Origin of the sequence: Roseixanthobacter liquoris (assembly GCF_043195135.2) — a bacterium.
Lineage (GTDB): Bacteria > Pseudomonadota > Alphaproteobacteria > Rhizobiales > Xanthobacteraceae > NCEH01.
On sequence record NZ_CM195537.1, the window covers coordinates 4,619,725 to 4,634,611 of the forward strand.

Below are 14,887 nucleotides of genomic sequence, written 5' to 3' on the forward strand. Positions count from 1 at the left end.
CGGAGGGCGGGCAAACGGGCGGGGCGAACGGAACCCGGCGCGACGCGCCCGAGCCCTGCTCTTTTCGCCCAACCCCGCGTCCGCGGCAACTGAGCGCGCGGGGGATGCCTTCTCGTCTCTAAACTGTAAGATGTCCAATGTAGGGGTGGAACCTTCAATAAGGGGGCGGGTTCATGCGTAGGCTTCGCAAAGCGGCTTTGTGGGCTGCCTGTGCCGCAACGGCAGCAATCTCCGGCGCCGCTTCGGCGCAGACCCAGGCCGATGATTCCGCCCTGGTGGAGCGGGGAGCCTATCTCGCCAAGGCGGGGGATTGCATGCCCTGCCATTCCGGCGATCCGAAAAAGCCGTTCGCCGGCAATCTGCCGTTCAAGACCCCGTTCGGCACGATGTTTTCGGTGAATATCACCTCCGACCCCACCTATGGCATCGGCACCTGGACCTTCGACCAGTTCAAGGCCGCCCTGCACGACGGCATCCGCGCCGACGGCGCCTATCTCTATCCCGCCATGCCGTTCGACGCCTATACCGGCGTGAGCGAGGACGACCTGAAGGCGCTCTGGGCGTTCGTCCGCCGCATTCCGGCGATTGCCGAACCGCGCATGGAAAACCAGCTCAATTTCCCGTTCAACGTCCGCCTGGGCCTGCTGGCCTGGCGCGAACTGTTCTTCGAGCCCGCCTATTTCAAGCCGACCGCCGGCAAGAGCGATGCCTGGAACCGGGGCGCCTATCTTGCCCAGACGCTGGCCCATTGCGGCGACTGCCATACCCCGCGCAACCTGATGGGCGCGGTGAAGCAGAAGGAGAGTTTCCTCGGCACCGAGGTGGACAGCTATTGGGCGCCGGACATTTCCACCGAAGGCCTGAAAAAGTCCGGCTGGACCGCCGACAAGCTCACCACCTTCCTGAAAAGCGGCTCCTCCACCGGCAAGACCTCGGTGTTCGGCCCCATGGCGGAAGTGGTGCACGACAGCCTCGGCTTCCTCACGCCCACCGACCTGACCGCCCTCGTCACCTATCTCATGGACGCACCGCCGCCGAGCGACATTCCCGCGCCGCAGGCCGCCTCGCCCCTGCCGGCCGACGTGTTCCAGCGCGCCGCCAAGAGCTATGTGGACAATTGCGCGCCCTGCCACATGTCCAAGGGCTCCGGCTCTACCGACATCATTCCCCCGCTCGCCGGGAACCCGGCGGTGGTGGCGAGCGAGCCCTATAACGTGATCATGGCGATCCTCGGCGGCCTGCCCTCTGGCGGCACCTATGGGCCCATGCCCTCGTTCGCCGGCCGGCTCAACGACCAGCAGGTGGCGGACCTGGTGAATTACGTGCGCACCTCCTGGGGCAACAAGGCCGATCCGAGCGCGACGCCGGCCATGGTCGCCGCGTGGCGCGCCACCGCCCATGTGCCGGATTACGGCACCCAGCAGGCCTCGGCCTTCGATTGCCCGAAGGTGGGCGGCGGGCCGGGCTCGACCGGGCCGGACCCCAAGGCGGTCGCCGCCATCACCCAGATGATGCAGGGCGGCAACCGGCAGATCCACGTCCTCACCGCCGCTTATTCCGCCGCCGATACCGACGCCACCCCCAATACGGTCGTGGATGCGCTGACCGCCGCCTATTGCCCGGTGGTGGCCGCCAGCAGCCTGCCCGACTGGCAGAAGAGCGCGGAACTGCGCCGCTTCACGCTCCAGGTCGCGGCGGATGTCTCGCCCGCGGTCGCCGCCGTGCCCATGCCCGACGTCGCGATCGTTTGGGCAACGCCGGTGGGCACTTCGCTGGTGGCCCGCCAACCCACGTCGATCGCCGCCAAGCTCACCTGCCCGGCCAATGACGGCAAGCTGGTGCCGAAGGATCTGGCCGACAAGGCCGTGTCCCTGCTCGGCACGCCGACCCCGCCGGTCGCCGGCGCGGCGGTGGCGCAACTCGCCACCGCCCTGTCGCAGCAAAATCCCACGGCCCGCCGCTCGGATGTGGCGAATGCCCTGATCTCGGCCTATTGCCCGCTGGTGGTGGCGCAGGCCGGCAACAGCGTCGCGGAGCAATACAACCTGCTCACCGGCTTCGGCCAGCAGGTGGTGCAGACCCTGCAATTGCTGGCGCCGGCGGTGAAAGCCTCCGCCAAATGAGCACAACGACGCGCATCTTCGCGTGCGCGTGAAGACCGTCCTTTGCCTCCCCGCCATCGGGGAGGCAAAGGCGGGCGCGGCGTGCGGCCGGGTCCAGGACCGATCAGGCCGCGTCGGACACCGCGATGCCATAGCGCGGACCCGGCGTCGCATGCATGAACTGCTTCGACAGCGCCTGGCGCGACGCCTCATAGGCGGTCCATTGCGCACCGTCCTGGAGCGGCGGAATGGTCACCACCTCGCCGAGGTCGAAGCCCGCCAGAGCAGCGTCGACCATGTCCTCGGCGCGCATCACCCAGCTTTCCGGGACGTTGGAAATGGGCATGCCGGCGACGTCCCAGAATTCGGTGGCCGTGGCGCCGGGCAGGACGGCCTGGACGCGCACGCCCTTGTCCGCCAGTTCGTGCTGGAGGGACTGCGTCAGCGCCAGAACGTATGCCTTCGTAGCACCATAGACGCCGTTCAGGACCTCCGGCGCGATGGCAACGATAGACGAGATGTTGATGACGGCGCCCCGCCCGCGCGCCACGAAGCGCGGCGCCACCGCGTAAGTCAGGCGGGTGAGCGCGGTGACATTGATGTCGATCATCGCTTCCATCCGGTCGGCATCCGACTGGAGCAGGGGCGTCACCCCACCGAAGCCGGCATTATTGACCAGCAGGGTGAGGGCCGGATCCTCCCGCAGCACCTCTTCCACGCGCGCAAGATCCGCCGCCGCGCCGAGGTCGGCGGTGATCACGGATACCCCGCGTCCGGTGTCCTTGATCAGCTTTGCCGCGACGGCATTCAGCCGCTCCGTATTGCGTGCCACCAGGATCAAATCGTGCCCGCGCCGCGCCAGCCGGTCCGCGTAGATCGCGCCGATGCCCGTGGATGCGCCCGTGATCAGGGCCGTGCCCTGCGTGCCATGTTCGCTCATCTCTATCTCCATGCGGCGAGTCCCGCCGCGATGGAGGCACGCTAGGCTTGATCGGTCGCGTCTCAAATGTCATATAAACGGCAAATCGGGACATTGCGTCATGATCAGTATCGGCTTCCTTCTCCATCCCGGCTTCTCGCCGATCGCGCTTGCGGTGGCGACGGCGTTCGAACTGGCCAATATTCAGGCGGGCGAACCGCGCTACGACATGCGGATGCTTTCGCGCGCCGGCGGTGCGGTGCGCGCCTCGGCGGGGTTTGCGGTCGAGACCGAGGCGTTCGCGGACCGGGCGCTCGATCTGCTCATCGTTGCCGGAACGATGCAGGGGGACGCGCCCGCCGAACAGGTCGCGCTGGTGCGCGGCGCCGCCGGGCGCTGCCGGCGCATCGCCTCCATCTGCACCGGAGCCATGGTTCTCGCCGAAGCGGGCCTGCTGGACGGCCGGCGCGCGACAACCCATTGGTTCCAGGCGCGCGAGATGCAGGCCCGCTTTCCCAAGATCAAGGTGGAGGAGGACCGGATCTTCGTCGCAGACGGCCCCATCTGGACCTCTGCCGGCATGACCGCGGGCCTCGACCTCGCCCTCGCCTTCATCGAGGAGGATTGCGGCGCCGATCTTGCCCGCGCGGTCGCCCGCAAGCTGGTCATGTATCACCGGCGCGCCGGCGGGCAGTCCCAATTTTCCGCGCTGCTGGAGCTGGAGCCGAAATCCGACCGTATCCAGAAGACCCTCACCTATGCCCGCGCGCATCTCGACAGCCGGTTGAGCGTGGAGGAACTGGCGGCGGTCGCACATCTCAGCCCGCGCCAGTTCAGCCGCGCGTTCCAGGCGGAGACGCGGCAATCACCGGCGAAGGCGGTCGAGCATCTGCGCCTGGAAGCCGCCCGCCAGTTGATGGAGGACACCGGCCATTCCATCGACGCGGTCGCCCGGCAGACCGGCTTTGCGGACCGCGATCGCATGCGCCGCGCCTTCCTGCGGGCGTTCGGCCAGCCGCCCCAGACCATCCGGCGCGCCGCACGCGCCGCACGCGGGGATCTTGATGCGACCGTGGATGCGGACGTGGATGCGGCGAACGATCCGGGCGCAAATATGGACGGGAACGCGCGGGTCGCGGCCCGAGAGGGAGCGCGTTCGGGGGCGCAGGCGGGATTAATACCAGCCGGCCTGTAAGCCGGGTTCTGTACGGCGGGCTTGCGCCCGCGTGGCGACCATTCATCTGGGACGCCGATTGCTCGGCGCCTCTAGCAGTCAACCCGGACGGCGGCCCGAAGACAGGGCTTTCCCAAGGGATGCCGTCCCTATTCGACTTTGCTCCCGGTGGGGTTTGCCGTGCCGCTTCCGTTGCCGGTCGCGCGGTGGGCTCTTACCCCACCGTTTCACCCTGGCCCGCGCACGCGCGGGTGGTTTGATTTCTGTGGCACTTTCCCTAGGGTCGCCCCCGCCGGACGTTATCCGGCACCGTGTCTCCGTGGAGCCCGGACTTTCCTCGGCACCCGAAGGTGACGCGGCCGCCCGGCCGGCTGGTGGGCCTGAATGGGCGCTCGCGCCGCCTGCGTCAAGGGGCGGCGGCCGCTACCCACATGTCAGGCCGGCCGGGCGCTCAGCGCGCCGGCGGTGCGGTCTTCTCGATCACCATCTCGGCAAGCGGCATGCGCATGGGCGCCGGGGCCCGCGAAAGGCGCGTCCGCATGCCGGCTTCGAGCCGGTCCATGAAGTCATTCGTGGTCGGCGAATTCCCTTCACCGCCATCCAGGGCGGCGGCGAGGGTGGGGAAGACAGAGGCGCGCGAAAACGCGGCCCAGCGCGCGCCGAAAGCCTCAGCGTCGCCGTCGGCGGCGTATTGGGCGAAGATCCGGTCCTCGGCCTCGAAGATGTCGAGATGGGTCAGGCTGAGTCCGGCGACGCCGCCGGGGCCGAACGGCGCGGCGAATTCGGCCCGGCTGCGGCCCACGGTGGGAATGGCCATGCGCCGCACGGCCTGCGCATCGACGAAGCCGGAGCCCACCATCTGCGTCAAAGTATCGAACATGGCCTCGAGCAGAGGCCCGTAGCCGAAGGCGCCGTCGTCGCCACTCGCCATGGTTAGAACCACGAGGCGTCCGCCGGGCTGCAGTTCGCGGGCGCGGGCCTCCAGGAAGGTGCGCCAGTCCTCCGCGGCCTGCCGCGCGAAGGCCTCGCGAGCATTGTCGTCACGGCTGAACGCCACCTGCACCTGGTCGGGAATCTCGGCGGGGACGCGGCTCAGCCATTGCACCGCCCAGGAGCTCCAGCCGAGCCAGACGCTGCCGGCGGGGAGGATCTGGCCATAGAAGGAGCGGCCGACGGCGGAGGGGAACACCGCCGGATCGCCGCGCATATAGCTGTGCGGTTCTTCGCCGAGGACGCGGAACAAGGTGCTGAAATCATTGCCGGGCAGATCGGTGTGGACGACGTTCACCGCGCGCGCGGCGGCGCGCGCACGCAGCGCCTCAAGGGCGGCGGCGATGGGCGCGAGGGAATTGCCGCCAGTGGCGCTCCCATAATCGGCAATCGTGAGCGGCCCATCTCCCCCCGGCAATGGCGCCTCGCGCGCCGCCGCCGCCAGCAGGGCGATGGCAGGCACCGATCCGGCGCCCTGCACCCGCGAATTGCGCTCATAGGCGCCGTGCCCCTCCATCGGCTGGGGGTGCGGGGCCGTGCTTTCTCCGCTCATCCCGTGGTGTCCTCTGCCGTCGTGTCCTCTGCCGTCGTATCCTATACTCTCGTGTCCTGCGGGCGCGTCGCGATGAGATCGCGCAAGGTCATGATTGTGGAGCCGTCGGCCACGCCGTCCACCCGCGAGCGGCGGAAATGGCGCTGGAAGGCGGCCACCACGTCCCGCGTCGCCGCGTCGAAGACGCCGGAGACCGCGATGCCGTAGCCGTAGAGTGCCAGCATGGCCTGGAGCGCGGCCACCGGCTGTCCCGCGTCGCCCAGCATGAAGAAGCGCCCGCCGCCCCTCGGCGCCTCGTGCACGAAATGGCCGCCGCCCGCGTGATGCAGGAATTCCCACGGGAATTTCTCACCCGGATCCTGCTTGCGGGCCGGCGCCACATCCGAATGGGCGAGCACCCGGTCGGCGCGGATGGCGTGGCGGGCAACGATATCCACAACGAGCGCGGCCACGGCGGTGATCTGCGCGTCCGGGAAATCGGGATAGCCGAGGTCGTGGCCGGGATTGACGATCTCGATGCCGATGGAGCGCGAATTGGTGTCGGTGACGCCTTCCCAGGAGGAGACGCCCGCATGCCAGGCGCGGCGCGCCTCGGGCACCATCTGCACGATGGTGCCGTCCTCCAGCACCACATAATGGCAGGAGACCTCGGCGGCGGGCGAGCGCAGCAGGGCGATGGCGGCTTCCGCGCTTTCCATGCCGGTATAGTGCAGAAGCACCATGTCGATGGGGGCCTTGCGTTCGCCGTGGTTGGGCGAGGGCGCAAGCGCACCGACGAGGCCGCTGTCGGGCGGAAATGGCAGCGCGGTTTCGGTCATGGGCGGAAGGTCCGCGCGGGGGCGGCGGCGGTGTGAGCCGGCATTGCCGTTGGCCCCCTCCCAACCCTCCCCCGCACGCGGGAGAGGGCTTTTCCAGCGCTCGGGATCGAGGCGGGTGCCCTAACCCTTCCCGCTCCCTCTCCCGCTTGCGGGGGAGGGCTGGGGAGGGGGCATCGCGAGAGCGCGACCAATGTGCTTCTCACTTCAGCCCCCGCATCTTCGCGATCCGGTCATACGCGGCGTTCAGAGCCGCGACCCGGTCGTTCGCGAGCTTGATGGCGGCGGGGGGAAGGCCGCGCGCGGCGAGGCGGTCGGGATGATGCTCGCCCACCAAGGCACGCCAGCGCGCCTTCACCTCGGCGTCGGTCGCATCGGCGGCAAGGTCGAGCACCGCATAGGGATCGCCCGGCCGGCGCACATGGCGGGCTTCGATGCGCTCATAGGCGACCCCTTCAAAGCCCAGCAACCGCGCCACCTCGGCGAGGAAGACCAGTTCGTCCTCATGCAAGGCATGATCGGCCTTGGCCACGTGGAACAGGGCGTCCAGCAGATCCTCGCGGGTGTCCGGCTCGTCGGCGAACAGGGCGCCGATCTGGCGGGCATAGGATTCGAAGCCGGCGGTGTCCTGCTTGGCCAGGTTGAACACCCGTGCCACGCCTTCCAGTTCCTCATCGGGAATGGCGAACACCTCGCGGAAGGCGGCGACCTCGGCGGGCACCACCACGCCGTCGGCCTTCGCCATCTTGGCCGAGAGCGCGATCAACCCCACCGAGAACGCGGCCGGGCGCGGCGCGGGAGCAAGCAAACGGTCCACCGCATGGCCGGCGAGCGCGCCCACCAGCGCCCCAAGGGGGCCGCCGAGCGCGAGGCCCACGCCCGCGCCGCCGATCAGGCCCACATGCTCCAATACCGCCACGCGTGTTTCCCTCATGTCCCGGGCCGTCCCGCATGCCGGCGGGATGGATGCCCTCCGCACCGCGCGACTTGCCTGCGGTAGCCCGCGCCTGCATCCGTTTCAACGTTTCTTAAGGTGTACAGCGCGTAAATGCCTGTGTCTGTCCCATGCGGATTCGTTGACGGCCCATCAGATCCCATGATACCCCATAAACACCCATATGAATGGTTCGGCGCTTCGTGCGCCACCTCCGTTCACGCCGGATCGTCCGGCAGGGCCGTGTCGGGTTTCGGGATCAAGCGCGGAAAGGGTCACGGGCGCCATGGACCGCTTCGTGTCCACCTACACCATGCGCCTGGACGCCAAGGGACGGGTCTCCATCCCGGCGCCCTACCGCGCGGTGCTGGCCAAGGATGGGGCGGAATTTCTCTATTGCCATCCGAGCCTGGCCGAGCCGGCGCTCGATGCCGGCGGCAACCGCCTGCTGGCGGAAATCGACACGCTGATCGCGCGCTATCCGCCCTATTCGGAAGCGCGCGAAGAGCTGGCGGCCGCCCTCTACGGCACCAGCGAGACCTTGAAGATCGACCCGGAAGGCCGGGTCACGCTGACCGAGACCTTGAAGGTGCACGCCTCCATCACGGATGCGGTGTCGTTCGTGGGGCTCGGACACAAGTTTCGAATCTGGGAACCGGAGCGTTTTCGCACCCATCTCGCGGAGGCCACGGAGAAGGTGCGTCAGCTTCGGCGCGCGCTCGGTTCCAGAGCGGAGAACGAAGGGAGCAATCTGGGATGAAAACGGGCCGCGGGGTCGGGCCCACCGACGCCGCAGGCGGACCGGCCCGTCATCTTCCTGTGATGCTGCCGCAAGTTCTCGCGCACCTCGCGCCGAAGGATGCCGGCACGTATGTCGACGGCACCTTCGGCGCGGGAGGCTATACAAGCGCCATCCTCCAGGCGGCCGATTGCCAGGTGATGGCGATTGACCGCGATCACACCGCCATCGCCGCCGGGGCGGGGTTGGTGCTGGAAGCCAGGGGCCGGCTGGTCCTGGTGGAGGATCGCTTCTCCCAGCTCGACATCCTCGCCCAGACCATGGGCTTTGCCCCGCTGGACGGCGTGGTGCTGGATATCGGCGTCTCCTCCATGCAGCTGGACGAGGCGGACCGCGGCTTCTCCTTCCGCCGCGACGGCCCGCTCGACATGCGCATGGGATCGGATGGGCCGTCCGCCGCCGACCTCGTCGCCAGCTTGCCGGAAGCCGATCTTGCGCACGTCATCTGGACGCTCGGCGAGGAGCGCCTGTCGCGCCAGATCGCCAAAGCCATCGTCAAGGCGCGGGCGGAAGCGCCCATCACGCGCACGTCCCAGCTCGCCGACATCGTCTCGAAGGTGGTCTGGGCGAAGCCCGGGGAGATGCATCCCGCGACCCGCACCTTCCAGGCCCTGCGCATCGCCGTGAACGAGGAGCTGGACGAGCTCGCCACCGCGCTCGCCGCCGCCGAGCGGGCCCTGAAGCCGGGCGGCCGGCTGGTGGTGGTGACGTTTCATTCCCTTGAGGACAGGATCGTTAAGACTTTTCTGTCACACCGGAGCAAGGCACCGTCCGCCTCGCGTCATCTGCCGCAAGCGGAGGGACCGGCCCCCTCCTTCCGCCTCCTGTCCAGGGGGATGGTGGAGCCCGACCCCGACGAAGTGGCAGAAAATCCGCGTGCCAGGTCCGCGAAGCTTCGCGCGGCCGAGCGCACGCAAGCCCCGGCGCATGAGGAGGGCGATCTCGCAGGGGTGCTCCCTGCCGAGCTTTCTCAACGCCGTGGTCGGAGACGGACTTGATGTTTCGCGTCGCCAACCTCGTGATGGTCCTGGCTTTGCTCCTGACCGCCGGGGTGGTCTATCAGGTGAAATACGCCTCCATGGCGGAGGCGGAGCGCCTCGCCCATCTGCGCCAGGCCATCCGCAGCGAGCGTGATGCCATCGCCGTCATGCGCGCGGAATGGGCGCGCCGCACCTCGCCGCTCTATGTGCAGGGCCTGGTACAGCGCCACCTGGATTTGCAGCCGCTGACCGTGGATGCCATCTCGACCCTCGACGACCTGCCGGAGAAGCCTTCCACCAATTCGGATTCCATCGGCGGCATGCTCGAAGCTCTCGTGGATGCGCCGCTGACCACCTCCTCGACCGGCAAAGCCGGCGCCGCGAAAGCGGAACCGGCCGCACCGAGCGCTGCCTCCTCGGCCACTGCGCTGCCCACGGGCGGCGGCGCGGCGGTTCTGCCGTCCAGCTCCGCCTTGCGGCCGGCGAATGCCCCGGTGCGCCCCAAGCCGGTGGCGCCCGTGGCCTCGGCCGCGCCGCCGCGCCAGCAGAGCGCGCCGAACCTGCCGTTCTGGGCGCCGAAGCCCGTCGCGCCGGCCCCGTCCTACGCTTCGCCCTCCTATGCGCCGCCCCCCGCGGCCGCGCCGGCGGACACTCTCGCCCCCATGCTTCCACCGGGTTCGCTCCCGGCCAATCGCTGAGGAGGCCGCCCCATGGTCGCGCCCGTCGAACTGCTGAACCGCATCGACCTGTCCAAGGTCCCCGCGCCCGTGCGCGCCGCCGGCGCCTTCATCGGCCGCCTGCTGCGCCGGGTGCTGGGTGGGATCTTCCTGTTCTTCTTCAATCTCCAGTGCCGCATCAGCCATCGCGTGGCGCGGATCATTTTCGGCACCGGCATCGGCCTCGTGCGGCTCGCCATCGGCACGGTTCGATTCTGCTTTGCCTTCGCGCGCGGCACCGTGCGGGCCCTGTTCGGCCTCGACCGGGTGGACGCGCAGACCGTGACCCGCGCGCGTCTCCAATTGCTGGTGGCGGCTTTCTCCCTGGTGTTCATCGTGATCGCCGGCCGGCTGGTGTTCATGGCCATCACCTCCGATCCCCAGGGCACGCGCGGCGGCGGCTCCGAGGCGGTGGCGTCGGCGCGGCCGGACATCATCGACCGCAATGGCGATATCGTCGCCATCGATGTGAAATCGCCGTCCCTGTTCGCCGAGCCCAAGCGCCTCATCGATCCGGACGAGGCACTTGAGGGCCTGCTCAAGGTGCTGCCCGACCTCGACGTCGCCGATGCGCGGGCCCGACTCAATTCCGGCAAGGGCTTCGCCTGGCTGAAGCGCGAGATCACCCCGGCCCAGCAGCGCGCCATCTATCGCCTCGGCCTGCCGGGCATCGGCTTCGTGCGCGAGAACCGCCGCATCTATCCCGACGGGCCGACCCTCTCGCATGTGATCGGCGCAGTGAACGTCGACAACCAGGGCATTGCCGGCCTGGAAAAATACGTGGACGGGCGCGGCCTCGCCGAACTGCATCTCGCGGGCTTTGCCACCGACCGCCAGCAGGAGCCGGTGCAGCTGTCCATGGACGTGCGGGTCCAGCACGCCATGCGTGACGAGCTGATGCGCGCCAAGGAGAAGTTCAAGGCCAAGGCGGCCATGGGCGTGGTGACGGATGTGCGCACCGGGGAGATTCTCTCCATGGTGTCGCTGCCGGACTTCGATCCCAACATCGGCGGCAATCCCAAGGACGATGCCTATCTCAACCGCCTCACCACCGGCGTGTTCGAGATGGGGTCCACCTTCAAGGCCCTGTCCTTCGCCATGGCGCTCGACAGCGGCAAGATCGGCCTCAACAATTCCTTCGATGCGCGCGGCGCCCTGCATTTCGGCCGCTTCGCCATCCACGACTATCACGCGGAAAACCGCGTGCTCTCGGTGCCCGAGATCTTCCTCGTGTCGTCCAACGTCGGCACGGCCAAGATGGTGCTGAGCCTCGGCGTCGATGCCCACAAGGCGTTCCTGCGGAAGATGGGCCAGCTCGACCGGCTGCGCACCGAGCTGCCGGAAAGCGCCGAGCCGATCGTGCCGAAACGCTGGGGCGAGCTGAACTCGGCCACCATCGCCTTCGGCCACGGGCTCTCCGTCGCCCCGCTCCAGGCGGTCATGGCGGTGAATTCCATGATGAATGGCGGCTATCTCATTCCGCCCACCTTCCTCAAGCGCTCCCAGGAGGAGGCCCAGAAGGTGGCGGTGCGGGTGTTGAAGCCGGAGACCTCCGACAAGATGCGCTACCTGCTGCGCCTCAACGCGGAAAAAGGCACCGCGACCAAGGCCGAGGTGCCGGGCTATTATGTGGGCGGCAAGACCGGCACGGCCGAAAAGGTGGTGGGCGGGCGCTATGCAAAGAACAAGCTGCTGACTTCCTTTACCGCCGTATTCCCCATGGATAAGCCGCAATATCTGGTTCTGGTGATGATCGACGAGCCGCAGCCTTTGCCGGAGACCCATGGCTATGCCACCTCCGGCTGGAACGCGGCGCCGACCGCAGGCAAGATCGTGGAGCGCATCGCCCCCATGCTGGGTGTGATGCCGCGCCAGAATTTGCCGACCGCCGACCAGATGCTGGGCATGGCGCGCCAGAAGGTGGCCGATCGCCAGTGACCCAGCCCCGCGCGCTGCGGGCGAGGAGAGACAAGACGGCATGAGCGAGCCCGCGCCCGCACCGGCGGAGCCGACATCTCCCACCGGGTCCTTCGACCTCGCGCAGGTCCTGTCGGGTCACGCGCGGATCGTCGCGGGGCGCATGCAGGTGCCGCTGACCGGCCTCACCGCCGACAGCCGCAAGGTGCAGCCCGGCTTCCTGTTCGTCGCCATTCCCGGCACCAAGGTGGACGGCGGGCGCTTCATCGCCGATGCCCTCGCCAGGGGCGCGGCGGCGGTGCTCATGGAACCGCAGGGCGAGCCGCCGGCGATCGGCGGCGCCAGCCTTGCCTTTTCGCTCGACGTGCGGCGCTCGCTGGCGCTGGCGGCGGCACGGGTCCACCCGCGCGCGCCGGCCACGATCGCCGCCGTCACCGGCACGGCGGGGAAGACCTCGGTCGCCTATTTCCTGCGGCAGGTGTGGGAGCACCTCGGCTTCAAGGCCGCCTATCTCGGCACGCTGGGGCTGATCGCGCCGGGCACCGCCACCTATGGCGGGCTCACGTCGCCCGACCCGGTGGAACTCCACCAGACCCTCGACGCGCTGGCGCGGCAGGGCGTGACCCACATGGCGCTGGAAGCCTCCTCCCACGGGCTGGACCAGCGCCGCCTCGACGGCGTGCAGCTTGCCGCCGGCGGCTTCACCAATCTCGGCCGCGACCATCTCGATTATCATCCGAGCGTCGAGGCCTATTACCACGCCAAGCTGCGCCTGTTCACCGCGCTGCTGCCCGATGGCGCGCCCGCGGTGGCAGGGCTGGACGCCCCGTACGGGCGCACCACGCTCGCCTGGGCGCGCACGCGCGGCCTGCCGCTGCTCTCCATCGGCCGCGGCGGCGATTTCGACGTTCGCGCCATCGTCGCGGAGGGGGTGTCGCAACGGATCACCTTCAACGGCGGGGATGAAATCGTGGTGCCGCTGATGGGGCGGTTCCAGGCCGACAACGCCTTGCTGGCGGCCGGTCTCGCCTGGGCCTGCGGCGTGCCGCCGGACGAAGCGCTCGATGCGCTCACCGGCCTCACCGGCGTGCCCGGCCGGCTGGAGCGGGTGGGCGAGGATGCCACCCGGCCGGTGTTCGTGGACTATGCCCACAAGCCCGAAGCGCTCGCGACCGTGCTCGACACCCTGCGCCCGGCGGTGACGGGGCGCCTGATTGTGGTGTTCGGCTGCGGCGGCGACCGCGACCGGGGCAAGCGCCCGCTGATGGGCGCCATCGCGGCGGAAAAAGCCGATATCGTCATTGTCACCGACGACAATCCCCGCAGCGAGGTGCCGGCCGCCATTCGCGCGGAAATCCGCGCCGCCGCGCCCGATGCTGTGGACATCGGCGATCGCGCGGAAGCGATCCGCATCGCAGTCACGATGCTTCAACCTGGGGATGCTCTGGTTGTCGCGGGCAAGGGTCACGAAACCGGCCAGATCGTGGGCGATCGAACCCTTCCGTTCTCGGACAAGGCGGCAGTGCTCGCCGCAATGGGGGAGATGGGCGCATGAGCGTGTCGCAGCTGTACAGCCTGGACGAACTGGTTGCGGCCACCGGCGGTGCCGTGCGCGGATCCCCCACCGGCGTCACCGGCCTGTCCATCGATACGCGCACGCTCGCCCCCGGCGATGCCTTTTTCGCCATCACCGGCGACAATAGCGACGGCCATGCCTATGTGGACCGGGCGCTGGAGAATGGCGCCGCCCTCGCGGTGATCGCCCGCGACAAGGCCGATGCGTTCGCCGCCGACGCGCCGTTGCTGCTGGTGGACGACGTGCTGGAGGCGCTGCGCGCCACCGCCGTGTCGGCCCGCGCCCGCTCGCGGGCGGGCATCGTCGCCGTCACCGGCTCGGTGGGCAAGACCACCACCAAGGAGGCGCTGCGGCTGGCCCTGTCCGCCGACGGCCAGACCCATGCCTCCGCCGCCTCCTACAACAATCATTGGGGCGTGCCGCTCTCGCTCGCCCGCCTGCCGCGCGAGGCGCGCTATGGCGTGTTCGAGATCGGCATGAACCATCCCGGCGAGATCACCCCGCTGGTGCGCCTGGTACGCCCGCAGGTGGCGATCATCACCACGGTGGAGCCGGTTCACATCGCGCAATTCTCCGGCATCGAAGAGATCGCCGACGCCAAGGCCGAGATCTTCGACGGGCTGGAGGCCGGCGGCGCGGTGGTGCTGAATAGGGACAATCCCCAGTTCGCCCGTCTGAAGGCGGCGGCGCAGGCCAAGGGCGTTGCGCGCATCGTGACGTTCGGGGCCGATCCGGCCGCAGACGTGCGACTGCTGGACATGTGCCTGAAGGCGGCCTGCTCCACCTTGGTGGCCGACGTGCTCGGCACGCGGCTGACGCTGAAGGTGGGCACGCCCGGCCGGCACATCATCCAGAACGTCCTGGCCGTGCTCGCGGCGGTGAAGCTCCTGGACGCGGACCTCGCGCTCGCCGCGCTCGCGCTCTCCGCCCTGAAGCCGCCGCCGGGGCGCGGCGTGCCCATCGAGCTGGCGGTGGCGGGCGGCACCGCGACCTTGCTGGACGAGAGCTACAACGCCAATCCCGCCTCCATGCGCGCCGCCATCGACGTCCTGAGCCGCACCCCGGTGGGGCCGCGCGGCCGGCGCATCGCGGTGCTCGGCGACATGTTGGAACTCGGCACCGACGGCCCGCTGCATCATCGCGAGCTTGTCGCCCCGTTGCGGGCGGGCGGCATCGACCTCGTCTTCGCGTCAGGCCCGCTGATGCACGAATTGTGGGGCGCGCTCCCCTCGGACATGCGGGGCGGCTATGCGCCGAACGCCGAGGCCTTGACCAAGCTGCTGTCTTCCGCCATCCGCTCCGGCGACACGTTGATGGTCAAGGGATCCAACGGCAGCCGCATGGGGCCGCTGGTGAAATCCCTGGCCGAACGCTTCCGCACGCCCGACGAGGCGCTGCTCGAGGGATAGTTA

Annotated in this window: 11 protein-coding genes, 1 other RNA gene and 1 pseudogene; 8 read left to right on the forward strand and 5 right to left on the reverse strand. The window is 69.1% G+C overall.

The window, feature by feature from the left end; translation table 11 throughout:
- Positions 1-173: 173 nt before the first annotated feature.
- A complete protein-coding gene (locus tag V5F84_RS20810; RefSeq protein ID WP_394041814.1) occupies positions 174-2,123 on the forward strand; it encodes a c-type cytochrome in 1,950 nt (649 codons plus the stop codon).
- A gap of 103 nt (positions 2,124-2,226) precedes the next feature.
- Here the strand turns inward: V5F84_RS20810 and V5F84_RS20815 are convergent, their stop codons facing one another.
- Positions 2,227-3,042 carry an SDR family NAD(P)-dependent oxidoreductase gene (locus tag V5F84_RS20815; RefSeq protein ID WP_394041813.1) on the reverse strand — a complete coding sequence of 272 codons (816 nt, stop codon included), beginning with the start codon at positions 3,040-3,042 and terminating at the stop codon, positions 2,227-2,229.
- A gap of 100 nt (positions 3,043-3,142) precedes the next feature.
- Between V5F84_RS20815 and V5F84_RS20820 the strand changes: the two are divergent.
- A pseudogene (locus V5F84_RS20820) lies at positions 3,143-4,066 on the forward strand (GlxA family transcriptional regulator); the annotation flags it as partial.
- Positions 4,067-4,197: 131 nt separating this feature from the next.
- Here V5F84_RS20820 and rnpB read toward each other — a convergent pair.
- The 4 genes from rnpB to V5F84_RS20840 form a co-directional block, all read right to left on the reverse strand.
- Positions 4,198-4,570, reverse strand: an RNA gene (rnpB, locus tag V5F84_RS20825) — RNase P RNA component class A.
- Positions 4,571-4,646: 76 nt separating this feature from the next.
- Positions 4,647-5,738, reverse strand: coding sequence for a class I SAM-dependent methyltransferase (locus V5F84_RS20830; protein WP_394041812.1), 1,092 nt, complete (start codon positions 5,736-5,738; stop codon positions 4,647-4,649).
- A gap of 41 nt (positions 5,739-5,779) precedes the next feature.
- Positions 5,780-6,556 carry an N-acetylmuramoyl-L-alanine amidase gene (locus tag V5F84_RS20835; RefSeq protein WP_394041810.1) on the reverse strand — a complete coding sequence of 259 codons (777 nt, stop codon included), beginning with the start codon at positions 6,554-6,556 and terminating at the stop codon, positions 5,780-5,782.
- Positions 6,557-6,755: 199 nt separating this feature from the next.
- Entirely contained in the window at positions 6,756-7,487 is a 732-nt protein-coding gene (locus V5F84_RS20840; protein ID WP_394041809.1) for a TerB family tellurite resistance protein, read from the reverse strand.
- Positions 7,488-7,773: 286 nt separating this feature from the next.
- On the opposite strand from V5F84_RS20840, the gene V5F84_RS20845 reads away from it, so the two are divergent.
- From V5F84_RS20845 to V5F84_RS20870, 6 genes are read left to right on the forward strand one after another with little or no spacing between them, the layout of a single operon-like run.
- The gene (locus V5F84_RS20845; protein ID WP_394041808.1) at positions 7,774-8,247 is read left to right on the forward strand and encodes a division/cell wall cluster transcriptional repressor MraZ; all 474 of its coding nucleotides are present in this window, start codon (positions 7,774-7,776) and stop codon (positions 8,245-8,247) included.
- On the forward strand, positions 8,244-9,284 hold the full coding sequence (rsmH, locus tag V5F84_RS20850; protein ID WP_394041807.1) for a 16S rRNA (cytosine(1402)-N(4))-methyltransferase RsmH: 1,041 nt from the start codon (positions 8,244-8,246) through the stop codon (positions 9,282-9,284). The genes V5F84_RS20845 and rsmH overlap by 4 nt, the downstream gene beginning before the upstream one ends.
- The gene (ftsL, locus tag V5F84_RS20855) at positions 9,284-9,964 is read left to right on the forward strand and encodes a cell division protein FtsL (RefSeq protein ID WP_445322293.1); all 681 of its coding nucleotides are present in this window, start codon (positions 9,284-9,286) and stop codon (positions 9,962-9,964) included. Before rsmH ends, ftsL begins: the two co-directional genes overlap by 1 nt.
- Positions 9,965-9,976: 12 nt before the next feature.
- The gene (locus V5F84_RS20860; RefSeq protein ID WP_394041805.1) at positions 9,977-11,920 is read left to right on the forward strand and encodes a peptidoglycan D,D-transpeptidase FtsI family protein; all 1,944 of its coding nucleotides are present in this window, start codon (positions 9,977-9,979) and stop codon (positions 11,918-11,920) included.
- 40 nt (positions 11,921-11,960) lie between these two features.
- Positions 11,961-13,454, forward strand: a complete 1,494-nt coding sequence (locus V5F84_RS20865; protein WP_394041804.1) for a UDP-N-acetylmuramoyl-L-alanyl-D-glutamate--2,6-diaminopimelate ligase — start codon at positions 11,961-11,963, stop codon at positions 13,452-13,454.
- On the forward strand, positions 13,451-14,884 hold the full coding sequence (locus V5F84_RS20870; protein WP_394041803.1) for a UDP-N-acetylmuramoylalanyl-D-glutamyl-2,6-diaminopimelate--D-alanyl-D-alanine ligase: 1,434 nt from the start codon (positions 13,451-13,453) through the stop codon (positions 14,882-14,884). The genes V5F84_RS20865 and V5F84_RS20870 overlap by 4 nt, the downstream gene beginning before the upstream one ends.
- The last annotated feature ends 3 nt before the right edge of the window (positions 14,885-14,887 follow it).